Genomic DNA, 23,954 nt, shown 5'->3' with positions numbered 1-23,954 from the left:
GGCGGCGGGGGTCCCGGGGCGGGCTCGGGAGGCGGGACGGGTGGGGGAGGCATGGGCGCCGGCTCCGGACCGGGCCGCGGGATCGGCTGCGGTGAAGGAAGTGGATCTCTGTCGGTCATGTCCACATCCGTACCCAGGACCGAGCGTGCAGGACCCTGCCAAGCCGTCCGTCAGGCCCGGGACAAGGGCGTTCAGGCAGCGGACGGGTGCCGTACGGGCAGTGAAACGGGGTCGCGGAGCGGGCCGTCCGGGCTCGGAAGGGCCGAACGGCGGGTTTTCCGGGGCCCGGAACGCCCCCGCGCGTGTGCGGGCACCGGCCCGGACAGGGCAGGATGGATACATGAGGGAAACCCGAGCGACGGCTCACGGGTTGCGCACCGCCATCGAGCGCAGCGGCTACTACCCGGGCCTGGTCGCGGACGCGGTCGAGTCCGCCATCGGCGACGAGCGCGTCAGCGCGTACGTGGTCCACCACGAGGCGGCGTTCGACCCCGCCATGGAGGTCCGCCGCCACGTCACCGTGCTGGCGCTGACCGCGACCCGCCTGCTGCTCTGCCACACCGACGAGCACCCGCCCGGCGACGGGATGACCCGTCCGCACGCGTCCACCACCACCGAGGCCGTCAAGCTGGACCGGGTCCAGTCGGTCGCGCTGACCCGGGTCGTGCCGGACCCGGAGACCTACGTGCCGGGCATGCCGCCCAGCGAGGTCGTGCTGACCATCGGCTGGGGCGCGATCGCCCACATCGATCTCGAGCCCGCCACCTGCGGGGACGAGAACTGCGAGGCCGACCACGGCTACACCGGCAGCGTCACCGCCGACGATCTCTCGCTGCGCGTGAGCGAGGCCGCCGACGGCGGGGACGCCGTCACCCAGGTCCTGGCCTTCGCCGAGGCCCTGTCGTCCGCCACAGCCCGGTGACCCGCGCGCCCGCCCCGTGGCCGGGCGCGACGCCGGCGCCGCCCGCGCCGCGTTACGGGTCGGGGGCACTGGCGGATCTCACCGCGTCCGTCCTGTCGACGCTCGGAGTTCCAGGGACGGCGAACACCCTCGGGCTCGCCTCTGTTTCGCGCGCGTGCGTGTTGGTCATCGACGGTCTGGGCTGGGACCTCCTGCGCGCGCATCCGGCCGAGGCGCCCTTCTTGAACTCCATGGCCGATCGGCCACTCACCGCGGGCCTGCCCGCGACGACCGCCACCAGCCTCGGATCACTTGCCACTGGGCTGCCACCAGGAGGGCACGGTCTCCTCGGTTTCCAGGTTGCCGTGCCCGGCACCGGTCGCCTACTCAACTGTCTCAGATGGCAAGATGACCTAGTGGAGCCCACCGAATTCCAGCCCGCGCCCACTGTTTACGAGCGGGCGGCTGCGAACGGTGTGGCCACGTCCTACGTCGCGCTCGGCCTGTACAAGGAGACCGGCCTCAGCCGAGCCACCACGCGCGGTGCGAACCACATCTCCGCGAACAGCCTGGGGCAGCTCGTCGCACAAGTCGAACACGCCCTGAGACAAGGTGACCGCGCCTATGTGACCGCCTATCACGCTGACCTGGATTCGACCGGCCACAGGTTCGGCTGTGGCTCATCCCATTGGCGGCACCAACTCCGTTTCATGGACCTGCTCGCCGAGCGGATCGCGGAGGTTCTGCCGTCCGGCGCGGCGCTCTATGTGACGGGCGACCATGGAATGACCGATCCGGGTGACCGGGTGGACGTCGACACCGTTCCCGAGCTGGCTGCCGGGATCGCGCTGCTGGGCGGCGACGCTCGCTGCCGCTACGTCTACGCCGAGCCTGGTGCGGAGGCCGATGTGCTCGCCGCCTGGCGGGCGACGATCGGCGACCGGGCGTGGGTCGCGTCCCGTGAGGAGGCCGTCGCGGCGGGCTGGTTCGGACCGGTCGTCCCGGCGTTGCTGCCGCGCATCGGCGATGTCGTGGCGGTCCCGTTCACCGACCTCGCGATCGTCGCGAGCACCCGCGAACCGTGGCTCGACCGCATGATCGGCATGCACGGGTCGCTGGTCGCGGCCGAGCAGCTCGTCCCCTTGGTCACCTCCGTCCGTGAGTAGCTCGTACGCGCAGGTGGGTGGGCTCGTGCGCACGCGCGTCGGCCCTCCTGCCCGTGCCGGGCAGCGCTCAATACACTCGATGGTGTGACGAACCTGCCTTCGGCCCTCCCTAATTCGGGCAAACGCGTTCAGACTGGCGATGTGCGCCCTCTCATCGACGTGTCCACGCTGGAACGGCTGCTGAAGCGCGGGGGCCCCACGCCCGTGCTGCTCGATGTGCGCTGGCATCTGGGCGGTCCGCCCGGCGTCGAGTCCTACAGGAAGGGGCATCTGCCGGGCGCGGTCTTCGTGGACCTGGACCAGGACGTCGCCGGTCCGCCCGGCCCGGAAGGGCGTCACCCCCTGCCGGAACCGGCCGCGTTCGAAGCCGCGATGCGCCGCGCGGGGGTTTCCGGCGATCGTCCGGTCGTCGTGTACGACGACGCTGATTCGACGGCTGCCGCGCGCCTCTGGTGGACGCTGCGCTACTTCGGCCATGAGAACGTGCGTGTCCTGGACGGCGGCTACCACGCCTGGACGACTGCAGGGCATCCGGTCGAGACCGATGGGATGGCAGGCCAAGAGAACGTGGCGGCCGAGCCGGGTGACTACAGGGCGTACCCGGGGAGCCTTCCGGTGCTGGACGCGGAGGGTGCCGCGGCCCTGGCGAAGGCAGGCGTTCTCCTGGACGCGCGCGCGTCCGCGCGCTACCGGGGCGAGGTCGAGCCGATCGACCCCGTAGCGGGACACATCCCAGGTGCTGTGAACGCCCCGACCCTTGGGAATGTGGGTGTGGACGGCCGGTTCCTGCCGTCCGAGCTGCTTCGTGAGCGGTTCGCCGGACTCGGCGCGACGGACGCGCTGGACGTCGGTGCGTACTGCGGCTCCGGAGTCACCGCCGCCCACGAGATTCTGGCCCTGCACCTTGCGGGTATTCCGGCCGCCCTCTATGTCGGGTCATGGTCCGCGTGGGTCGCGGACCCGACCCATCCGGTCGCCACCGGCGAAGCCTGATCGGGCCGCTGATCATCCTGCGCCGTAGCAGGTGAGGCCGAGGAGCCCGGGGGAGCGGTGCAGCTTCGCCAGGGCTCTGGCCGGTCCCACCCCGGACGCCATGAGGGCGTGCAGGTCGGCCATGAAGCGCGGGGACGCGGCGTCGCGCACGGGCGCCGCGCTGGCCACGACCGTGCGGGTGCCCAGCGCCAGCAGCACGCCGACCATGCCGATCACCGCGTCGCCCGCTCCGGCGCGTCCGACGTCGCATGCGGAGAGGACGACCGTACTGGGCGGTGCGGCCAAGTCCTCTAGGTCGTGCACGGTCAGCGGGCCGTCCGCTAGTAGGAGCCGCGAGAACATGGGGTTGTCGGCCCGGAATTCACCATGAGTGGCCATATGGACGAGCCCTGCGCCGTCCATGGCGCGCTGCACCGCCTCGGCACGTGCTTCGGGGCCGTCCAATGTGAGCGCCCTTGGGTGAACGCGGCGCAGCATCCGCGTTTCGCGTTCCGCATGCTCGAGACCGGGGCCGGCGACAAGCGCCACGCGCGAAGAACCGTGCTCCGGGATCGTGCGTGCGCGTAGCCAGGCCGTCGCCGACGGCACCACCGTGCAGGGACGTCCCTGCAGAGACGGAAGGACGTGCCAGGGCAGGGCGTGAAGGCCGCCTGTGGGCGCGATGACCAACTCGGGCGCATCGACGGCAAGTGGCGCGACAACCTGGCTGTCGAGGGCCCGCGCCGCCTTGCTGAGCATCTGAAGAGCGTGCGGATCCTGCTCGTCCTCGATGAGGTCTCGAAGGGCCGCGTGGACGAGCTCGACCTGGCGGGCCGCGTGCGTGTACGAGCCCAGCTCATGACGCTGTGGACGTCCGTCCACGAGCGTCACGGCCCATAGCGCATCGTTGATTCGGACGAACTGAAGCAGTCCACGCGTCCCAAGGGCGCTGCTCAGTTCATGCACCCCAACAGGGCTCGCCACTGTGCTTCGCGTGGAGGGCGAGAGGCTGTGCGCGCCCGCGCGTATGGACGATTCCAACTCGGCCATGCGCTCGGTCAATGCGCTGGCCGGTTCGCCGCGGGAGGTCGCGCGCGCATGAGCGCCGCTGAGCATCCGAAGTTCAGAAAGGGCAGCGGCCCGCCGCCGATCTCTGGGCGGACGCACCGCGACAGGACGGCGAGCTAACGCGCGGCGGCGTTCGTCAGCCTGCAGTAGCTCCCGCGCAGAGCGAGACAGCCGCAGCGCAAGGCAAGTGAGATCTTCCCCGACCCCTGCGGCCCTCGCCCGCAGATCATGCGCCGCGAACGCGTCCGCGTGATCCGCCAGGATCGAGAGGCCCGACCACACGGCGGCCAACGCGCCTCTGAGGTCGCCACGGGACTGCCGTTCCAAAGCCGTTGCGTGCCAGGCGAACACGCGAAGTGCGGCCGGGCCATGCGCGCGCGTACGAGCCAAGGGCGCGAGCAGGTGCTCAGCTGGGCGTCCCAGTTGGATGGCAAGACGAGCGGCGATGATCCGGGCCTCGGCGGCGGCCTCCGACCAACCGGAATTCGTGAGCCGATCGGAGGTGGCCACTGCTGTGCCGAGCAGCATGGCCGACCGCTCACCCGTCTCCCATCGCGCGCGTAGGAGCAGGTGCTCTGTGAGGGGAAGCCAGCCGATGCGTTCCTGTCGAGAGAACACATCGGCGGCTTCTCCAGCCCTGATGACGGCGGCCTCTGCGTGGTTGCATGCCAGTTCCGCGTGCGCCAGGAGAAGCAGGCCATCGCCCAGGTCACAGTTGTAGTCGCTGGTCCTGGTCTCGTTCACGACCGCCCTGAGCAGCTTGCGAGCTTCGCCTGGAAGCCCGGCCTGGATGAGCGTCTCAGCGCGGTCCAACCGGCACTGGGCAGCCTTCTCACCGGTCAGGCCAGGCTCAGCCTCCTCGTACAGCCGTAGGGCTTTCGGGACATCGCCACGCCGGGACGCCACGAACGCCAGATTCGCGCGTGCCATCGCCGTCTGCTGCCCGAGCCGATGTTTTCGGCTGGTCTCCTTGGCCTCTTCAAGGAGACGTTCGGCCTCGTTCAGTTCCCCGCGCAGGGCTCTGGCAAGGCCGAGATTGGAGAGCAACCCGACCAGGGGCACCGGATCGGTACCAGCGCGCAGGCTGGGGAGGGCGGACGCGGCGAGCGTGTGCGCGTCGGTGATTCTCCCTGCGCGCGCGAGGGCGCAGACGGTGTTGGCGGCGAGTCTGTGGGCGTCCGAGCCCTGCAGGGTTCCCTCGGCCTTGGCCGCCTCGGCGAGCGCGCGGCTGGTGTCGCCACGTGCCGTGAGCAGCCCGACCAGATTCATCCGCACCTGTGCCACGGCATACGTGGACGGGCCGGCAAGGGCCAAGGCTCGTTCCATGCAGGCGATGCCGTTATCCAGGTGCCCGAGTTCCTTGGCGGCAAGCCCAGCAGCCCTCAACGCCACCACCAGGTCCGCCGTGTCGCCCGAGTGCTCGGCCTTGGCGACACGCTCAGCCGCGTTGCGATAGGCCGTGGCCGGTTCGGTTGTCGCCAATCGCAGTAACTCCCGTCCCGAAACGTCATCAGAGAGATTCCGGGGCATACGGCTCCTTCTCAAGGGTGTCGATGGGGTTTGGAGGGTTTTGGAGGGGCTGCTTCGGCGGTGGCGGGTTCAGAGACGAATCCAGCTCGTGACCACACAGGAGGCATCAGGCAGGTGGAAAACCAGGCTGACCAGCCCCTCCGGGACAGCGGTCAGTACGAAACGTCCGGTCTCGTCCGCGCGCGCGGACTGCTCGGCCGCGTTCGGATGGCGGAGCCGGACGTCCGCCACAGTCGCGGGGGCGAGCCGTCCGGTGAGCGCCACATCCTGCCCGGCACCGGAGATCTCGACCTCGACCGTACGACCGGGAGCGTTGAACGTGAGGACCCTCAGGCCGCTCGTGCTGCGCGCCCCGGCCAGCTGCCGTTCCTTCTCGTCCGTGAGTTCCGCCAGGTCGGCGTCCGGTTCGCGCCACGAGAGCGCGGACCGTCCTGCCGCAAGGACTTCCTTCGGAACAGGATCGATGTGGTCGAAGGCCGCGCGCAGCTCGTCCAGGAACTCCTCGCTCATGTCGCGAGCCTCCGGCGCAGTTGGGCGAGGCAACGGGTCCGCGCGGATCCGATGCTCCCGACCGGGATGTCCAGAGCAGCAGCCAACTCGCTGTAGCTGTGGGCAAGCGCCAGCATCCGCAGGAGGTCCTGGCAACGGCGAGGCAACGTCCGCAGCGCGTCACCGACCCGTCCGATCTGCTCGCGCGCGAGCGCAATGTCCTCCGGTCCGGAAATGAGTTTCTGAGTGCCTGCCGCGTCGACTCCTGGGGCGGGCCGCCGCGAACGCGGCCTGGGGACCTCGGGGAAGCACAGCGGATCCGCCGGAGCCTCACGTCCACGACGCCTTGCCAACAGCACCGCCTCGCGGCGCGCGGTGACGGCCAACCAATGCGGCACGGCCTGCGGATCACGGACGGCATCGATCCGCTCGACCAGCCTCAACCACGTCGTCTGGACGACATCACCACAGTCGGCATCGTCCAGACCGCATGAACGTGCGATCGCCCAGAGGAGCGGCGCATGCCGATCCACCAAGAGTCCCCAAGCGCCCGCGTCGCCGAGCCGCGCCCGCACCACCAACTCGCCCGACTCGACCTTCGTCTCGTCGGAGATAGGCGGAAGGTGGACGCTCCGGCGCGACACATTCCGATTCTCGTCCGCGCGCGGTTGCGGCACCACTCCCTTCTCCGGCTCGCCAGCCATCACTCCAGGAAGAACACGTCCCCTTGCCGTCCCTTCGGACCGAGCAGGACGATCGTTCAGGACCACCAGCACCCCTCCCAAGCGGCCCTCCGCTGAGCGACGACACTAGAGTCGCGCGCCGACACGCAGAGTGCACGGGGCGTCACGGTTACCGCATTGCCACCGTGCTGTGCTCAAGCCCTGATGATTACCCCAAGGTCTGGACGGGTAGGCGACGTCGCCGGATCGAGGACGTGGTCGGCAGCCGCTACAGCAGGCAGGTTTTCGGCCGCTGCCAACGCCGCGATGCGCCCCGCCACGGCGGGCGCCGCGAACGACGTTCCGCTCCACGTCGCATAGCCGTTGAACTGATCCGGATCGATTCCGTTGACACGTCCACGCGGCCCGTCGAACCGGACGAAACAGCTCGCCACGTCTACGCCTGGCGTGCTGGCGTCCACCCACCAGCCGTAGTTGGAGAACCAGGCCCGATCCTCCGCGTGCGCGTCGAGGGCCGCCACACCGATCACCGACTTGAGCGCGGCCGGCCAGAACGGCCGGTCGCCCGCTGCGTTCCCCGCGCACGCGACCACGACCGTCCGCCTGCCCAGCATCGCCACCGCGCGCGACAGGACCGGCGACGGCCGATCGTCGAACGTGTGGCAGCCGAGCGACAGGTTCACCACGTCCGCGCCGCCCCACACCGACAGCCAGTACAGGGCCCGGATCACGTCCAGTTCGTCCCCGACGCCGTCGCCGCCGATGACCCGTCGCGCCCGAATCCGGGCGGACGGCGCGTACCGCAGGACGACACCGGCGACGAACGTGCCATGCCCGGCCTGCGCGTCGAGCTCGAAATCCAGGTCGGCGTCCAGGACCTCCGCGACCTCGGTCCGCTGGTCGGCGAACCACTCGGCGCCCTCGTACCAGGGATGCGGATCCAGCCCCGTGTCCAGGATGGCGACCGTCACCTCGCGGCGGGCCTCGGTCGCTACAGGCATGGGCACGGCCGCCGCCGCGCGCGGAAGATCGGCGGGCCCGCTCCACCACAGCGGCTGCCCATGGACCAGATGATTGGGGGAGACGCTCAGCCGGCGGTGCCGCCCGTCCCCGGAGAGCTGCGCGGCGAGCTCGCAGACGTCCACCTTCGCGGGCGCGCGTAGTCGCAGCCGCGTCACGCCCTGCTCGTCATGGCGAGACTCGTACCAGCGCCGCACCAGGTCCTCGGCAGCCGCCGCGTCGTCCTCGGCCACGAGCACCTGGTCGCGCCGCACCAGCGCGGGACGCCCCGCGACCGGCTCCACCACCACGGCGTCCCGGTGCCGCGCGAGCAGCCGCTCCAGACGCGCCTGCTGATCGAACATCCACCCTCACTTCCGTCGACCCGATCAATCCCCGCGCTCATCGTGCCCGATAGGTAGCTCTGGGTAGTCGTTGTTCCAGTTATCCACAAGCGAGCCCCGGGTTGGCGAAGCCTGGATTCCGAATGCCTTACTGGAGACATGAACGAGACGACTCAGCCGCCCTACCAGCACAATCCGGGCATCCTGGTCACCTGGCCGGTGATCCCGGCCGACCGCCGCCTCAGACCATCCCCGTGCCGCGAACGTTCGCCGTCGCCATCGGCCGACCCGCGCTCCGGCGCCGCACCTCGCCGGCGGACGGCCTCGCGTCCCCCGGCGCCGGCGGGAGGGCCCTGATGCGGTCCTCTGCCTGGCTGGCACGTGCCCTCGCCCTGCTCGCCGGCGCGTTCCCCATCCTCGCCTTCCCGCGGGCCGACCTGGGTTGGCTGGCCTGGATGGCCCTCGTCCCGGGAACGCTGCTGCTCGCGAGAGGCCGCACTGCCCGCGAGGCCGCCCTCCGAGGCTGGGCCTTCGGCGCGGGCTACCTCCTGGCCGCCCTCTACTGGACGCTGCCGTACATCGGCCCGGCCCTACCCCTGATCGCCCTGGTCTTCGGCGCCCTGTGGGCCCCATGGGGCATGGCGGCCCGGGCCCTCATCCCTCGCCGCCCGCTCTTCGCGCTCATCGTCCTGCCCAGCGCCTGGCTGACCATCGAACTCGCCCGCTCCCGCCCATCCCTCGGCGGCCCCTGGGCCGTCTACGGCGCCAGCCAATGGCACCACCCGACAGAGCTCTCCCTGGCCGCCCTCGGAGGCATCTGGCTCATCTCCTTCGCCCTGGTGGCCGCCAACACGGCCCTGACACTCGCCCTGTTCGCCCTCCTGCGCCCCCAGCCACTCCCGACACCCCGAACCGAACCGGTCGCCAGCACCCCACCCGGGCCCCACCCCGCCAGCACGTCACCCACTCCCGACCCACCACCTTCTTTCGACACCCCAACGCACCCCACCCGGTCACCCCCTCCACACACCGGCGCAGCAAGTAAGGACGGCCCGGGACGCGGCACCGGCGCAGCAAGTGCAGGCGGTGCAGGGCGCGTCACCAGCGTTGCCTCAGACGGGCCTGCCGGAGCCGTTGGCGATGGCCGAGCCGCAGGCCGAAGACTGGGTGCGGGGCGCCGAAGACGGAATGGTGGTCGGCGAGGCTTCCTGGCAGGGATGGTCGGGCTGGCCGTGGCGATCGCTGGGATCGGGCCGCTGGTCTTCTCGATGCGCCGAGAACCGGGAGTGGCGCGAACGATGCGCGTGAACCTCGTCCAACCCGGAGTCGAGGACGGTGCCCGGGTGCGGCTGGCGGCGGCGTTCCGGATGACGACGTCAGCCCCTCGCGCCGACCTCACCGTGTGGGGTGAGAGCAGCGTCGGCGTGGACCTGGCCCGCGATCCGGTACTCGTCCGACGGCTTCGGGAACTCGCCGCCGCCCGCGGTCCCCTCCTGATCAACGAGGACGCGGCGGACGCGCGCGGACGCATCAGCAAGTCCGCCGTCCTGGTGGAGCCGGAGGGGCTTCGGGGCCGGTACATCAAGACGCGGCTCGTGCCGTTCGGTGAGTACATCCCCTTCCGCCCCGTGTTCGGTTGGCTCAGCGTGGTCAGCAAGGCCGCCGGGCAGGACCGCATCCCGGGGACGGGGCCGACCGTCATGACGGCGAGCGGCACGGCCTTCGGACCGCTGATCTGCTTCGAGTCGGCCTTCCCCGACCTCGCCCGCACGCTCACCCGACGCGGCGCGGAGTTGATCGTCTACCAGTCGGCGACGTCCAGCTTCCAGAACACCTGGGCGCCCGCGCAGCACGCGTCGCTCGCCGCCGTCCGCGCCGCGGAGACCGGACGGCCCACCGTCCAGGCGGCGCTGACCGGAGTGTCGGCCGCGTTCGACGCTCGCGGCCGGCCGATCGCCTGGTTCGACACCGACCGCCGGGGCGTCGTCACCGTGACGCTGAAGATCTCGCCTGTGGCGAGCCGGACGCCGTACGACCGCGTCGGCGACGTCGTCCCGCTCGTCTGCCTGCTCGTCACCGCAGGAGTGATCGTCATCGCGGTGTGGAAGCGCCGTGAGGAGGTAGAAGGGGCTGGAGCGACCAAACGACGGTGACGCAAATCGCCATCCGCACCGGATCGTGGCCGCACTTGGGGTTGGGTTGGAGTGGAGCGTCGCCGGGTGATGGCGGCGGCGACACCGTGGGACGGGAGTTGTGTTGGGGAGCTGCGAGGCGCACGAAAGTGACGGGACCGCCGATGGTCAAGTGACAGACAAACAATGGTCGCGTGGTGGTGCGTCGGGTGTCCATGATGCAGAATGAGGGACGCGGAATCCGTCTCGGGAGCGTGCGAGGCCGTAGGGGAAGACGAGCCTCGGTACAGATCCAGGAGGTCCGGTGACCGCACGTGGCGTTTTCTACGTCCACTCCGCGCCACCTGCGCTGAGCCCGCACATCGAGTGGGCCGCCGCAGGTGTTGTCGGCGTACCCGTTTCACTCGAGTGGGCCGACCAGCCCGCCGCGCCGGGCACGCTCCGCGCCGAACTCCATTGGGAGGGCAGGCCCGGAACCGCCGCAGGGATCACGTCCGCCCTGCGGAACTGGAAGCTGCTCCGCTTCGAGGCCACCGAAGACCCGACCCCGGGCTGCGACGGCGTGCGCTACAGCTTCACGCCGTCCCTCGGCGTCTTCACGGGCATCATCGGCGCCAACGGCGACATCATGGTCCCTGAAGACCGGCTGCGCACCGTCATGGCCAACGCCGCCGTCGGCAAGACCACCCTCGAGCACGAACTCGACCGCCTCCTGGGCACCCCCTGGGACAACGAGCTCGAGCCCTTCCGTCGCGCCGGCGACGGAGCCCCCGTCCGATGGCTCCACGCCGCCGTCTGACACCAACTGAAGACCGAACCCGAGCCCCCGACCCGCGAACGCCCCCCGCGCCCCGCGGCCAGCTCCCCATGCCCCGCCACGACAGCCGGCCCCGCCCCCAGCCAGCCCTCTGAACGCGACGCCGCCGCGCTAGCCCCCCGACCGCCGCAACCACTCGTCCACGCACCAGCGTCCCGCCGCCGACACACTTCCGCCCCACTCCCAAACGGCCCGCCTGAACGCAAGGCCGCCGCGTTGGCTCCTGACGGCGGCTACGACTCGTCCACGCAGCAGCGTTCCGCCGCCGGCGCAGTTCCGACTCCGCTCCCAGACGGCCTGCCTGAGCGCGAGGCCGCCGCGTTGGTCCGACCGTGGCAATGGGTTCCGTCCGCGTAGCGACGTTCTGTGGCTGACGAGGGTCTGGCTCCGCGCCCGAGCGGCATGGCTGAGCGCGAGGTTGTCGCGTTTGCTCCTGACGGCGGCAACGGTTCCGTCCGCGCAGCGGCGTTCCGCCGCCTACGCGGGTCTGGCCCTGTGCCCGAGTGGTCTGGCTGAGTGTGCGGCTGCTGCGTTGGCCTCGGACCGTGGTGAGGGCTTCGTGTGCGCAGTGGTGTTTCGCTGAGCATTGGGTTGGCGTCCACCCAGCCGGGGATGGTGGGCCGTCGCTGCGCGGTGGCGTGAACGTGCATTCTGCGCGCCGCGTATCACGCTGAGCGGGAAGCCCTGCATGCGCTGCCGTGCGTTGGGGCTCGTCCGCAGTGCGGTGAGGGCTCGTCTAGCGCACAGCAGGTCATGCCAAGCGTGACGTTGATTCGTGTGTGTCGTTGCTGATCTGGCGAGTGTGGTTAGTGGCGTGTTGACGGCAGCGTGGTGACCGTGATGGGGCGTGGCTGGTTGGGGGTTGGGTGTGTGTTGTTGGTGGTTAGGGCTGGGGGTGTGGGGGTGTCGGAGGGGTTTGGGAAGGTGGGGCATCGTGTGGTGGCTTGAGGGTGGAGGAGTCGATGGGTGTTCGTCGGGTTGTGCCGAACTTTCGCTCGGGGAGTGTGGAGGTGAGTCGGGAGTTCTATGGGCTGCTGGGGTTGGAGGAGGTGATGAACCACGGGTGGATCGTGACGGTGGCCTCGCCGTCCGTGCCCAGTGCGCAGGTCAGCTTCTATGCGGGGGACGACAGGACCGCGCCGGTTCCGCCTGACGTGAGTGTTGAGGTGGATGACGTGGACGCGGTCTATGTGGCCGTGCGGGAGAGCGGGGCGGAGATCGTGTATCCGCTGCAGGACGAGGAGTGGGGTGTGCGGCGGTTCTTCGTCCGAGATCCCGATGGGCGGGTGATCAACGTGCTTTCTCACCGTTGAGTTCGCCCTGTGGTCCTGGAAAGCGCGCGGCCCGGCTCGTCCGGGTGGGACGGGCCGGGCCGGGTGCGGCGTGGTCAGAGAGCTCGCTTGAAGGCGACGGAGACGTTGTGGCCGCCGAAGCCGAAAGAGTTGTTGAGGGCGGCCGCCGGGCCGTCCGGGATCTTGCGCGGCTCGCCGTGGACGATGTCCAGGTCGACCTCGTCGTCGATGTCCTCGAGGTTGGCGGTGGGCGGGACGATGCCCTCGCGCAGGGTCAGGATGGTGATCACCGACTCCAGGGCGCCCGCGCCGCCGAGAATGTGGCCGGTCATCGACTTGGTGCCGGTGACGGTGATGTTCTTGGCCGCGTCGCCCAGCGCCACCTTGATGGAGTTGAGCTCGGCGACGTCGCCGGACGGCGTGGACGTGGCGTGCGCGTTGACGTGCACGATGTCCTCGGGCGCCAGGTCGGCGTTGTCCAGGGCCCGGCGCATCGCCTTGGCCTGGCCGGAGCCGCTCGGGTCCGGCAGGACGATGTCGTAGGCGTCGCCGGAGTAGCCGCAGCCGGCCGCGATCGCGTGGATCGTCGCGCCGCGCTTGCGCGCGTGCTCCTCCGACTCGAGGATCATCACGGCCGCGCCCTCGCCGAGCACGAAGCCGTCGCGGTTCTTGTCGTAGGGACGGGACGCCCGCTCGGGCTCCTCGTTACGGGTGGACATCGCCCGCATCACGCCGAACGAGGCCATCTGCAGCGGGTGGATGCACGCCTCGGTGCCGCCGCAGATCACCATGTCGGCGCGGCCCGTCCGGATCATGTCGATCGCGTACCCGACCGCCTCGGCGGACGAGGCGCACGCGCTGACCAGGGCGTGCGAGCCCGCGGTCGCGCCGTACTCGATGCCGACGTGGCCGGACGCCCCGTTCGGCATCAGCATCGGGACGGTGAAGGGTGAGACGCGCGTCCAGCCCTTCTCCAGGTAGGTGGCGTAGCTGCCGAGTGCCGAGTGCAGGCCGCCGATGCCGGTCGACAGCACGACGCCGAGGCGCTCGCCGTCCATCTCGAAGCCCTCGGCGTCCGCCTCGTAGCCCTTCTTGGTGCGGTTCTTCAGGCCCGCGTGCAGCCAGGCCTCCTTCGCCGCGATCAGCGCGATGGCCTGGCAGCGGTCGAGCCGCCGCAGCGTCTGCTTCGGCATGACCTCGGACGGATCGACGGCGAGCTGCGCGGCGAACCGCACGGGCAGCTCCTCGACGCCCTCCCAGTCAAGCTTCCGCACCCCGGACCGACCGGCGAGCAGCGCGGACCAGGTCGACGGCACGTCCCCGCCGAGCGGGGTCGTGGCACCGAGGCCGGTCACGACGACGGTGGTCTTGTTGCTCATGGTGTGAGTGCTCCTTGTGTGACTGGGGGGTGGCGACGGCGCGCCGACGGAACCTCGCGGTCCGTCCGGGTGTCGGCGCGCCGTGGCCGTGCGGCGACGGCGTGCCGTCATCGCGTGGACGACGGTTCGCCCCGCCCGCGAGGCGAACGGATCGCGCCGCGGGCTGGGCGGAACCGGTCGTCCCTCGGGCGGGACGGCTGGTCGCCCGGCGGACGGGTCAGACGCTGAGCTTCTGGACGAAGTTGATGACGTCCTGCACGGTCTTCAGGTTGCGCAGCTCGTCGTCGGGGATCTCGACGTCGAACTTGTCCTGGGCGGCCACCGCGATCTCTACCATCGACAGGGAGTCGATGTCGAGGTCGTCGATGAAGTTCTTCTCCGGGGTGACCTCGGACTTGTCGATGCCGACGATCTCGTCGATGATCTCGGCGAGTCCGGCCAGAATCTCCTGCTCGGTGGCAACTGCCATGGTGTCGGTGTCTCCTTTATGGGTTGTCCAGAACGCGGGCGGTTGTCCGCGTACTACGGGATCTGGATGACTTGGGCAGCGTAGGACAGTCCGGCGCCGAACCCGACCAGCAGGGCCGGGGCGCCGGACGGCACGTCGCCGCGTTCGATCATGTGGGCGAGGGCCAGCGGGATCGAGGCCCCCGACGTGTTTCCGGAGTGGGTGATGTCGTTGGCCACGACCGCGTTGGACGCCTGGATCCGGCGCGCGATGTGGTCGATGATGCGCAGGTTGGCCTGGTGCGGGACGATCGCGGCCAGGTCGTCCGGGACGAGTCCGGCCCGCTCGATCGCCGCCAGGGCGACCGGCGCGACGGCGGTGGTGGCCCAGCGGAACACCGCCTGCCCCTCCTGGGAGATGTACGCCGTGCGGTTCTCGATCTGGATCCGGTCCGGCTGGCTGCCATCGCTGCCCCAGACGACCGGGCCGATGCCGGGCGTCTCGGACGGTCCGACGACGGCGGCGCCCGCGCCGTCCGCGAAGATGATCGAGGTCGAGCGGTCCGTCCAGTCGAGCCACTGGGACATCTTCTCCGCGCCGATGACCAGCACGTTCCGTGCGGCGCCGGTGCGGACGGCGGCGTCCGCGGCGGCGAGCGCGTAGCAGAAGCCGGAGCAGGCCGAGTTCATGTCGTAGGCGCCGGGCGACACGATGCCGAGGCGGTGCGCGACGGTCGGCGCGTGGCTCGGCATCGGCGACTCGGCCGAGCAGGTCGCCACGATCACCAGGTCGATCTCGGACGGCGCGAGGCCGCTCGCGGCCAGGGCCTTGCCGCCCGCCTGGACGGCCATGTCGACGATCGTCTCGTCGTCCTCGGCGATCCGGCGCTCGACGATGCCGACGCGGCTGCGGATCCACTCGTCGCTGGTGTCCATGACGGCGGCGAGATCGTGGTTGGTGACGATCTTCGCGGGCTGGTGGTCGCCGAACGCCAGGACCCGGGAACCGGGGCGGGGCGGCTCGGTGCGCAGCGTGACGCCGGTCATGAGGTGTGGGCCTTGATCAGCTCGCGGGCCTTGTCCAGGTCGTCCGGGGTCTTCAGGGCGAGCAGCTCGACGCCCTTCAGCTCGCGCCGGGCGAGGCCGGTCAGGGTGCCCGCGGGCGGCAGCTCGATGATCGCGGTGACGCCGAGCCCGCGCATGGTCTCCATGCACGCGTCCCAGCGGACGGGCGCGCTGACCTGCGCGACCAGCCGGTCCAGGTACTCGCGTCCGGACGCCACGACCGCGCCGTCCCGGTTGGACAGCAGCGTCGACTCCGGGTCCCGGACGGACGCGCCGGGCGCGAGCCGGGAGAGGGTCTCGACGGCGGGCAGCATGTGCTCGGTGTGGAACGCGCCGGCGACCGCGAGCGGCCGCAGCCGCGCCCTGGCGGGCGGCTCGTTCGCGAGGTCCTCGAGCTGCGACATCGTCCCGGCGGCGACGACCTGGCCCGCTCCGTTGACGTTCGCGGGGGTGAGGCCGTGCTTGTCGATCACGGTGAGCACCTCGTCGGGGTCACCGCCGAGCAGCGCGGTCATGCCGGTCTCGGTGACGGCGGCGGCCTCGGCCATGGCCCGGCCGCGCTCGCGCACCAGGACCAGCGCGGTCTCGGGGCTCAGCACGCCGGAGATCGCGGCGGCGGCCAGCTCGCCCACGCTGTGCCCGGCGACGGCGTCCGGCCGTCCGCCCTCGGGGAACAGCTGCTCGTAGGCGGCCAGCGCGGCGGCGACCAGCAGCGGCTGCGCCACCGCGGTGTCGCGGATCTCCTCGGCGTCCGCGGTCGTCCCGAAGCGCACCAGGTCCAGTCCGGTCACGGCGGACCACCAGGTCAACCGGTCCGCGACGCCGGGCACCTCCAGCCACGGCTCTAGGAAACCGGGGGTCTGGGCGCCCTGCCCGGGCGATGCGAGGAGAATCACGCGATCCAGCGTGCCCGGTGCGCGGTCTCCCTGCCGATGCGGAAGCACACGAACTTTGGTCCGGACGCTTTGTACGACCCCTACAACCCCCGAACCCGGACACACCGCCCGCCGGGCCGTCGTGCGGTCAGGAACGGGCGGGGCGGCGGGAGAACCGGCCGAGGGCGAGGGCGATGCGGAGCGTGAAGGCGTTGCGCCCGTCGGTCGGCGCCAGGCCGGTCAGCTCGGTGACGCGGCGCAGCCGGTACCGGACGGTGTTCGGGTGGACGAAGAGGAGCCGGGCGGTCGCCTCCAGCGAGGATCCCTGCTCCAGGTACGTCGTCAGGGTGTCGAGGAGCGGCGCGCCCGCGTCGCACATCGGGTCGTAGACATGATCGACCAGGTGGCGGCGGGCGACGTCGTCGCCGTCGAGGGCGCGCTCGGCGAGCAGCTCGTCCGACGGGACGGGGCGGGGCGCGTCCGGCCAGCCGGCGGCGGCGCGCAGCCCCGCGAGCGCGGACCGGGCGGACAGCGGCGAGTCGTAGAGATCACCGACGGTCGGGCCGACGACGACCGGGCCGGGACCGCACTTGGCGGCGATGTGCCGGGCCGCGGCGAGGGCGTCCTCGGTGCCGCCGACGACCACGACCACCCGGGTGCCCTGGACGCCCGCCAGCGCGTCCACCCGGGCGCGGCGCGCGGCCAGCTGCATCTGGTCGATGGTGACCTCGGGCTCCTCGTCCTCCGGGGTGAAGCCCGCGATCACCGTGACCGGCTTGGCCGTCCAGCCGAGCGCGGCGGCCCACGAGTGCATCCCGTCGTCCACCTCGCCGCGCAGGACGGCGTTGACGACCAGGGCCTCCAGCCGGGCGTCCCACGCCGCGCGCGTCTCGGCGGCCTGCGCGTACACCTGCGCGGCGCCGAACGCCACGTCCCGCGTGTAGCGCAGGATCGCCTCGCGGAGCTGCGCCTCCCCGCCGGGCGCGGCCAGCTCCTCCAGCCGGGTCTCCACCACGTCGATGATCACCCGGACCATGTCGATGGTGTGCCGCAGCTTGATCGACCGCATCAGCTCCCGGGGCGCGGTGCCGAACACCTCCGCGGCGATGGCGGGCTTGGCCGACTCGCCGCTGCCGAACCACTCCACGAACGCCGCGATCCCGGCCTGCGCGACCAGCCCGATCCACGACCGCTGGTCGGCCGGCATCCGCCGGAACCAGGGAAGCTGCTCCTCCATACTGGCGAGCGCCGCCGTGCCGAACGTCCCCATCGCCTTCTCCAGGCGCTTGGTGGTCTGCTCGCGGAGCGCCGCGTCGCTGGTGCTGTCCACGTGTCCAGAGTGCCACCTCGAACGTGATGAATCGGCCTCGCCACCCACACCCGAACCTCCCGGCAACCCCCCTACTGCCGAGTAACCCTCTGGGGCCAGCCCGAATCCCAGTCGTCCGGACGGTCTTCCTCCGCCGCTTCGCGGGAGTCCGGGAGCGCGGTGAGGTGGTTCTGCTCGAGCGGAGGTGGGTGAGGGAGGACGGTCAACCGGCCCAAGCGAAGTCCGTTTGGTGGGCACGGTCAGCGTGGCATGGCTGGGCGAGGTCAGCGTGGCATGGCCGGGCATGCCTGGCGTGGCATGGCTGGGCGAGGCTGGCGTAGCAGGCAGCTGATCCAGGCGGTCCGGGACGGTCCCCGGCGGTTTTCGCGCGGTCCCCAGCTATTTCAGGGGCGGTTCTTCAGCCTGTTCACGCGGTCCCAGCAGCCTGTTTCAGGGCGGTCCCCAGGCGGTTCAGGGCGGTCCCCTGGCTGCTTGATCGGCCGGAACAAACTGATTGGGCAGATTGTGGAGGGGCTGGAACTCGTTGGGAAGGCGGGGGCCGGGTGCGGAGGGGGAGCGGTGGAGGGCAGGGAGGCTTGAGGGCGGAGCCGGGCCGGGCTGCTCGGGGGCTTGGTGGAGTGGCGGGCGGCCGGGTCAGGTTCGGGTGACGTCCGCGGGGCGGCCCAGGGCTATGTAGGTCAGGTTGCGCAGGGACGGGGAGTTCGGGGCCAGGTAGTCGCTGTGGCCGGCGCGGCCGGCCTGGAAGACGCGGGCGCCGAAGTTGCGGGAGACCGGGTCGGGGCCGAGGCCGAGGCCGAAGATGCGGACGTGGGGGACGTCCTCCATCCAGTCGGTGGCGCCGCGTCCGGCCCAGACGCGGGCGGTGGTGCCGAGGGCGGCGGCGGTCCAGGCGGTGGTGCCGGGGCTGCCGAACAGGGCGATGTCGGAGACCTTCCGCCAGGCGGGGCCGCCGGGGCCCTTGCCCTCCATGGCGGCGCGCCCGCAGACGACCGAGCCGTAGCTGTGGCAGAGCAGGCTCACCTGGGCGGACGGGTTGGCCCGGTGCATGCCGACGAGGAACTGGCGCAGTTCGCGCGCGCCGCGCTCGGCGCGCGTGTCGGTGAGGATGTCGCTGCTGAACGTCCTGGGAGCGGCGTAGCCGAGCCAGGCGACGACCGCGAGATCCCCGCCGGGGGAGACGCGGCGTGCCTCGTCGTAGACGGCGCGGGCGCCGCCGCCGGGGGACGCCCAGGCGCGTCCGGCGCGGACGTCGAAGCCCGAGATCGTGGAGTCGGCGCCGGGGACCAGGAGCGCGACGCGGCGGGCGTGCGCGAGATCTCCGACGACCTCGACGGCCTGGCCGCGACCGCGCGGATCCACCGAGAGGAAGCGCCGGTCGGGGCGGAGGAAGGCCGTGAGGGCGCGGGCCCGGTCGGTGTCGCCGACGTCGCGCGCCGTCTTCAGGGCCTTCTCGATCGTCAGCCGTTCGGCCGCGTAGCGGGCGTCGAGCGTGCCCGGCGACAGCATCGGGACGGGACCCGGCTTGGCGTAGGGATCGGCGTGTCCGGTTCCGGCCGTGGTGAGCAGGACGCCGGCCGCGAGGACGGCGCAGGCGGCCAGCCGCCGCAGTGGGTGCCTGCGGCGGTGGGGGCGTCCGGCCGTGGTGCCGCCGGCGGACTGCTCATGGGAAGAGTGCGGCGTCTCGGAAGACTGCGGCATGGCGGCCTTTCTACCGGATGCCGGTCAATGCTCGGCGCATCCGGTGGTCGTCCTGCGTGTTCCGAACGCCCCCTCCGGGTCGTCCGCTTTCTTGGTGAGATGTGCCGGACGGCTCATCGGTTGGGCTCGGATGCGCCGTTCGAGCCGGTGTGCCAGAGACCACAGCCCCGCCAGGACGGCGGCGAACACGGGGATCCAGGTCAGCCGGTGGGCGACCCACCCGGGACGGTCAGGTGCGTCGAGCAACCCTGGAACCGTACCCGTGATCCTGGTCACAAGAGCTGAAACGCCCATCAGCGCCGATTGGTGCCAGAGGAAGACGGTCATCGCCGAGAGATTCAGCAGGGCGGTCCCCGCCCACAGCACCGGACGCCGCATCAGGCGGGTCAGCGGCCCGCGCAGGAGAAGCGCTCCGCCACATTGAGCGAGCCCGAACGCCACGGAGGCGAGCGTCGGCGGCGACAGGTTCGAGACCGCCTGCCCCGGCACCCCGACCATGCTCGCCGGATATCCGCCGAACACGATGAGTGCGACTGTCGCCACACCTCCGCCGATCAGCAACCCCAACGCCGCCCGATGTTCGCGGAGCCAACCCGTCGGCCTTCGCCGCTCAGGGGCAAGGACCGGACGACGATGCGATCGCTCCTCGGCGTGGCGGCCGGACGCGACACGCCCGCCCTCGAGCCGGGTATCGGGGTGAGACCTGAAGGCTCGGGGCGTGAGGCGGTGGCGGTGGTGGTGGGTGGAGGACGGAGCGGAACCCGTGTGGCGGGAGCCGAAGGAGCCCTGCGCCCAAGCCGCTCCCAGCGTGAAGGGGACGAGCCACGCGGACGCGACGGTGATCCAGGCGATCCATTGGGGCGCGTCCAGGGCGAACCGGGCCAGATCGACCGTCGCCGTGATCGCGACCGGAACCGCCGCGCTCCACGCGCCCCACCGGCCGACGGCCCTCACGATGACCGGGGTGAGCGCGGTGAGCCCGATGAACACCAGCAGGAACCACAGCGGGTCCAGGACGAGATTGATCAGCGCGAAGATCGTCTCGCGCGGGTACCCGGCCAGGATCATCAGGGGCACCGCCGCCGCCCACACCGCCAGCAGCACGGGCACGGGCATCACCAGCCGGACGAGCCGCCGGCCGAACCACGCCCGGTACACGCCGCTCCTTCGCCCGCGGGCTTCATATCCGTCGACGGTGCGGGTGAGGGAGCCGGTGTAGCTGCGGGCGGCGGTGTGGCCTCCGACGAGGAAGAAGATCGCGAGGGTCTGGAAGAGCCAGGTGATCGGGGTGAGGGCCGGCATGGAGGCCAGGGGGCTGGCCGTGTGGAGGGTGCCGCCGGTGTCGACCAGGGCGGTGACCAGCCAGTGACCGAGGACGACGCCGAGGATGGCGAGGGCGCGGAGGGCGTCCACGGCGCGGTCGCGGGAGTCGGGGGTGGTCGCCTCGATCAGCGTGACCAGGCCCGGCCTGTCCTCGGACAGGCGGCGGTAGCGCTCGGCGTGCCAGGCGGGGAGCGCGGGCTGTTCAGCCACGGGTCACCTCCGCCTCCCTGCGCAGGGCGATGCGGGTGAGGTTGGCCAGCGGGGTCGAACCGGGCTTGAGGTAGGCGCTGTGCGGGCCGCCCCCTGCGGCGAAGCGGCGGGCGCCGAACGCGGACGACAGGGGGTCGCGGCCGAAGCCGATCCCGAGCAGCCGGACGTGGGGGACGAACCGCATCCAGTCACCCGAGGAGCGGCCCGCCCACACCCGGGCCGACGGGAAGATCCGCCGCGCGGAGTTCGCCGTGGTGCCGGGGCTGCCGAAGAGCGCGACCTCGTCCACCGGCAGCGGCCCGGCCTCGCCCGCCCGGCCGCAGACGACCGAGCCGTAGCTGTGGCAGAGCAGGGCCATCCCGGCGCGGCCGTTGAGGCGGTGGACGTCCGTGACCAGGGTGCGCAGGGCGGTGGCGGCCGTGCGGGCGCCGTCGTCGGTGAGGACGCCGGTGCTGAGCGTGGAGGGTGAGGCGTAGCCGAGCCAGGCGATCACCGCCAGCCGGGTGCCGGGGGCCTCCCGGCGCGCCTGGTCGGCCAGGGACCGTGCGCCACCGCCCGCCCACTTCCAGGAGTCGAAGTTGGTCAGCCGCCCGTCCGCGCCGGGCACGACGATCGCGACCCGGTCGGCGTGCGCCAGGTCGCCGGTCACCTCGACGGCCCGGCCCGACCCGCGCGCGTCGAAGGACAGGAACGCGCGGCCTGGCGACAGGAAGCCCGCCAGCGCCTGCTCGCGGCCCCCGTCATGCGTGCGCTGGGCGGTGGCGTGGGCGGTCTCGATCTCGTCGTGCACGGCCGCGTACCGCGCGGACAGCGTTCCGGCAGACAGAACCGGCAGCGGCCCGGGCGCGGCGTACGGATCGGGGACGCGTCCGGCCGCCGCGGTCGAGCCCGCCACGGCCAGCACGGCGACGGCCGCGGCGCTCCGGCGTCCGATGATCCGCATCCTCGAGATCCCTCCTGATCAGTGCTTCACCACTGATCAGGAAGGTAGGAACCGGCGCCGGTAACGGGGATCAACCGGCGGTGCCGTCTTCCCGCGTACCACCGGGGTACTACGCGTCGTACTCGGTCGACCGAAACTCAGGCACGGGTGAACGGGGTGAGCCGGTTCCCGTCCGCGGGCGCGGTGCCGTTTCGCCGCTCAGCCGGTGGCGGAGTCACTCGCCCGGGCGGACCAGGCCGACCTCGTAGGCGTAGACGATCGCCTGGGCGCGGTCGCGCAGGCCGAGTTTGGCGAGGATGCGGCCGAAGTGCGTCTTCACGGTCTGCTCGGCGACGACCAGTTCGGCGGCGATCTCGGCGTTGGACAGGCCCCGGGCGACCAGGGCCAGCACCTCGGTCTCGCGGTCGGTCAGCTCGTCCAGGCGGGACCTGGACGGTCCGCGCGGGGCGCCGAGCCGGGCGAACTCCGAGATCAGCCGCCTGGTGATGGACGGCGACAGCAGGGCGTCGCCCGCCGCGACGACCCGGACCGCCTCGGCCAGCTCGTTCGCCGAGGCGTCCTTCAGCAGGAAGCCGGAGGCGCCCGCCCGCAGCGCCTCGTAGACGTAGTCGTCCAGGTCGAAGGTGGTGAGCATGAGCACCTTCGGCACGCCGTCAGGGCCGGACGCGAGCATCCGGCGGGTCGCCTCCAGACCGTCCATCACCGGCATCCGGACGTCCATCAGCACCACGTCGGGGCGGAGCGACTCGGCCACCAGCAGGGCCCGCTCGCCGTTCTCCGCCTCGCCGACGACCTCGATGTCGGGCTGGGCGTTGAGCAGCACGCCGAAGCCGGTCCGCACCATGCCCTGGTCGTCGGCGATCATCACCCGGATCGTCATGGGGCGGACGTCCCCCGGCGCCCGCCGCCCGACGGGAGGCCGTCCGACGGGTGTCTCTCCGGCGGAGAGCCGTACGCGGACGGGGTGTCCGGCGGCGCGGTCTCGGGCAGCGTGGCGGTCACGGCGAATCCTCCCTGGGCGATGGGCACGGCGGACAGCTCGCCGCCGAGCATCGCCACCCGCTCGCGCATGCCGACCAGGCCGTGGCCCGCCCCCGGCGGCGACGGCGTGGGGGAGTGGCCGGGCGCGGCGGGGCCGTTGACGACGCTCAGCCGTAGTATCCCGCCCGCGCGGGCGACCTCGACCCCGACGGCCGACCCGGGCGCGTGCCGCATCGCGTTGCTCAGCGCCTCCTGGACGATCCTGTACGCCGTCAGGCCCACGCCGGGCGGCAGGCCGGAGACGTCGCCGGTGACCTTCGCGGACACCTCCAGCCCGGTGCCGCGCGCGCCCGTGAGCAACTCGTCCAGGCGTTCGAGGCTCGGCTGCGGTGCGGTCACCGCGCCGTCCTCCTGGCGGAGGACGCCCAGGATGCGGCGCATCTCCCTCAGCGCGTCGAGCGCGGTCGCGCGGATCTCGGCCAGGTCTTCGCGGGTCTCCTGGGGGACGTCCTGGGTCTTGTAGGGGGCGGCCTCCGCCTGGATGGCGATCATGGACATGTGGTGGGCGACCACGTCGTGCAGCTCCCGCGCGATGCGCTGCCGCTCGAGCAGGACGGCCTCGGCGTCGCGGTGCCGCCGCTCCTGCTGCTCCAGCTCGCGCCGGGACGTCCATCGCATGCGCACGAGGAAGCCCACCAGCAGCGGCACCGCGATCAGGACCGCCGCTCCCGCCGCCGAGCGGGGCTGGAGAAGGGCGGCCCCGAGGACGGTCACCAGCGCGACCCCGATGGTGGTCTCGCGCGAGCACCGCACCGCCACCAGGTAGAGGACGAACAGGATCGCGATGACACCGGACGGGACGAGCCGGTCGCCGCTACGCACCAGCATGCCCATCACGAGCAGGCCGGAGGCGGCCAGCCGCCACGCCCCCAGCGGATGTCTTCGGCGCAGCGCCAGCGGCGCGGCGAGCCACACCCCGAGGACGACGGCCGGGAAGGTCGGCGACGGCGCCGGGGGCTGTCTTCCGTCGATCAGGAGCGGGAGGTGCTCCGACATCCGCTCCGAGATCACCGGGATGCCGCTGAACATCAGGATCAGGGCGACGAACAGATCGAATCCCTGGGCGACGAGGCCGAACGGCAGCCGCCCGACCCCGATGAACCGCGTCCAGCGCAGCATGAACGGCCAGGGCGGGTCGGCGGCGGCCGGTTCGGCCCGGCCTCGCCACAGCGCGGCGGCGAGCGGACGCGTCAGCAGACCGGCGGTCGCCGCCGGTCCGGGCCCCTCCCGCTCCCCTGCATCGTTCACAC

General features: G+C 71.7%; 20 protein-coding genes. 6 read left to right on the top strand and 14 right to left on the bottom strand.

What is annotated here, in order from left to right; all coding sequences use genetic code 11:
- Nucleotides 1–340 precede the first annotated feature (340 nt).
- The 3 genes from P696_RS57740 to P696_RS0140905 all read left to right on the top strand — a co-directional run bounded on the left by P696_RS57740 (nt 341) and on the right by P696_RS0140905 (nt 3,060).
- A complete protein-coding gene (locus tag P696_RS57740; protein WP_026416848.1) occupies nt 341–922 on the top strand; it encodes a DUF5998 family protein in 582 nt (193 codons plus the stop codon).
- Nucleotides 919–2,067, top strand: a complete 1,149-nt coding sequence (locus P696_RS57735; RefSeq protein ID WP_211246003.1) for an alkaline phosphatase family protein — start codon at nt 919–921, stop codon at nt 2,065–2,067. Before P696_RS57740 ends, P696_RS57735 begins: the two co-directional genes overlap by 4 nt.
- 141 nt (nt 2,068–2,208) lie before the next feature.
- Nucleotides 2,209–3,060, top strand: a complete 852-nt coding sequence (locus P696_RS0140905) for a sulfurtransferase (RefSeq protein WP_026416846.1) — start codon at nt 2,209–2,211, stop codon at nt 3,058–3,060.
- A 12-nt stretch (nt 3,061–3,072) separates the two neighbouring features.
- Here P696_RS0140905 and P696_RS51615 read toward each other — a convergent pair whose 3' ends face one another.
- The 4 genes from P696_RS51615 to P696_RS51610 all read right to left on the bottom strand — a co-directional run bounded on the left by P696_RS51615 (nt 3,073) and on the right by P696_RS51610 (nt 8,173).
- Nucleotides 3,073–5,637, bottom strand: coding sequence for a CHAT domain-containing protein (locus P696_RS51615; RefSeq protein WP_051469045.1), 2,565 nt, complete (start codon nt 5,635–5,637; stop codon nt 3,073–3,075).
- Between the two features lie 69 nt (nt 5,638–5,706).
- The gene (locus tag P696_RS0140895; RefSeq protein ID WP_026416845.1) at nt 5,707–6,147 is read right to left on the bottom strand and encodes a hypothetical protein; all 441 of its coding nucleotides are present in this window, start codon (nt 6,145–6,147) and stop codon (nt 5,707–5,709) included.
- Entirely contained in the window at nt 6,144–6,830 is a 687-nt protein-coding gene (locus P696_RS0140890; RefSeq protein WP_211246002.1) for an RNA polymerase sigma factor, read from the bottom strand. Before P696_RS0140890 ends, P696_RS0140895 begins: the two co-directional genes overlap by 4 nt.
- A 173-nt stretch (nt 6,831–7,003) precedes the next feature.
- On the bottom strand, nt 7,004–8,173 hold the full coding sequence (locus P696_RS51610; protein WP_051469043.1) for a S8 family peptidase: 1,170 nt from the start codon (nt 8,171–8,173) through the stop codon (nt 7,004–7,006).
- Between the two features lie 335 nt (nt 8,174–8,508).
- Here P696_RS51610 and lnt point away from each other — a divergent pair, with 335 nt between their 5' ends.
- The 3 genes from lnt (at nt 8,509) to P696_RS0140870 (ending at nt 12,414) form a co-directional block, all read left to right on the top strand.
- Nucleotides 8,509–10,305, top strand: coding sequence for an apolipoprotein N-acyltransferase (gene lnt / locus P696_RS57730; RefSeq protein WP_211246001.1), 1,797 nt, complete (start codon nt 8,509–8,511; stop codon nt 10,303–10,305).
- 283 nt (nt 10,306–10,588) lie between these two features.
- On the top strand, nt 10,589–11,083 hold the full coding sequence (locus tag P696_RS0140875) for a DUF3145 domain-containing protein (protein ID WP_026416843.1): 495 nt from the start codon (nt 10,589–10,591) through the stop codon (nt 11,081–11,083).
- Nucleotides 11,084–12,063: 980 nt separating this feature from the next.
- The gene (locus P696_RS0140870) at nt 12,064–12,414 is read left to right on the top strand and encodes a VOC family protein (protein ID WP_026416842.1); all 351 of its coding nucleotides are present in this window, start codon (nt 12,064–12,066) and stop codon (nt 12,412–12,414) included.
- A gap of 74 nt (nt 12,415–12,488) precedes the next feature.
- Here P696_RS0140870 and fabF read toward each other — a convergent pair whose 3' ends face one another.
- The 10 genes from fabF to P696_RS51580 all read right to left on the bottom strand — a co-directional run bounded on the left by fabF (nt 12,489) and on the right by P696_RS51580 (nt 23,952).
- Nucleotides 12,489–13,772, bottom strand: coding sequence for a beta-ketoacyl-ACP synthase II (fabF, locus tag P696_RS0140865; protein ID WP_026416841.1), 1,284 nt, complete (start codon nt 13,770–13,772; stop codon nt 12,489–12,491).
- A 217-nt stretch (nt 13,773–13,989) separates the two neighbouring features.
- Nucleotides 13,990–14,241 carry an acyl carrier protein gene (locus P696_RS0140860; RefSeq protein WP_026416840.1) on the bottom strand — a complete coding sequence of 84 codons (252 nt, stop codon included), beginning with the start codon at nt 14,239–14,241 and terminating at the stop codon, nt 13,990–13,992.
- A 53-nt stretch (nt 14,242–14,294) separates the two neighbouring features.
- Complete coding sequence (locus P696_RS0140855) at nt 14,295–15,266, bottom strand: beta-ketoacyl-ACP synthase III (RefSeq protein WP_157430234.1); 972 nt, start codon at nt 15,264–15,266, stop codon at nt 14,295–14,297.
- Nucleotides 15,263–16,180, bottom strand: a complete 918-nt coding sequence (locus P696_RS0140850) for an ACP S-malonyltransferase (RefSeq protein ID WP_026416838.1) — start codon at nt 16,178–16,180, stop codon at nt 15,263–15,265. The genes P696_RS0140855 and P696_RS0140850 overlap by 4 nt, the downstream gene beginning before the upstream one ends.
- Nucleotides 16,181–16,307: 127 nt before the next feature.
- Nucleotides 16,308–17,489, bottom strand: coding sequence for a PucR family transcriptional regulator (locus tag P696_RS0140845; protein WP_026416837.1), 1,182 nt, complete (start codon nt 17,487–17,489; stop codon nt 16,308–16,310).
- Between the two features lie 633 nt (nt 17,490–18,122).
- A complete protein-coding gene (locus P696_RS51595; protein ID WP_051469035.1) occupies nt 18,123–19,187 on the bottom strand; it encodes an alpha/beta hydrolase in 1,065 nt (354 codons plus the stop codon).
- A gap of 24 nt (nt 19,188–19,211) precedes the next feature.
- A complete protein-coding gene (locus P696_RS51590; RefSeq protein ID WP_051469033.1) occupies nt 19,212–20,720 on the bottom strand; it encodes an acyltransferase family protein in 1,509 nt (502 codons plus the stop codon).
- Nucleotides 20,713–21,663 carry an alpha/beta hydrolase gene (locus P696_RS51585; RefSeq protein WP_051469031.1) on the bottom strand — a complete coding sequence of 317 codons (951 nt, stop codon included), beginning with the start codon at nt 21,661–21,663 and terminating at the stop codon, nt 20,713–20,715. Before P696_RS51585 ends, P696_RS51590 begins: the two co-directional genes overlap by 8 nt.
- Before the next feature lie 214 nt (nt 21,664–21,877).
- A complete protein-coding gene (locus tag P696_RS0140825; RefSeq protein WP_026416836.1) occupies nt 21,878–22,543 on the bottom strand; it encodes a response regulator in 666 nt (221 codons plus the stop codon).
- Entirely contained in the window at nt 22,540–23,952 is a 1,413-nt protein-coding gene (locus tag P696_RS51580; RefSeq protein WP_064744327.1) for a sensor histidine kinase, read from the bottom strand. Before P696_RS51580 ends, P696_RS0140825 begins: the two co-directional genes overlap by 4 nt.
- Nucleotides 23,953–23,954 lie beyond the last annotated feature (2 nt).

The sequence above is a fragment of the Actinomadura oligospora ATCC 43269 genome, assembly GCF_000518265.1.
In the GTDB taxonomy this organism is placed as follows: Bacteria; Actinomycetota; Actinomycetes; order Streptosporangiales; family Streptosporangiaceae; genus Spirillospora; species Spirillospora oligospora.
This window is presented reverse-complemented; position numbering and strand designations above follow the sequence as displayed.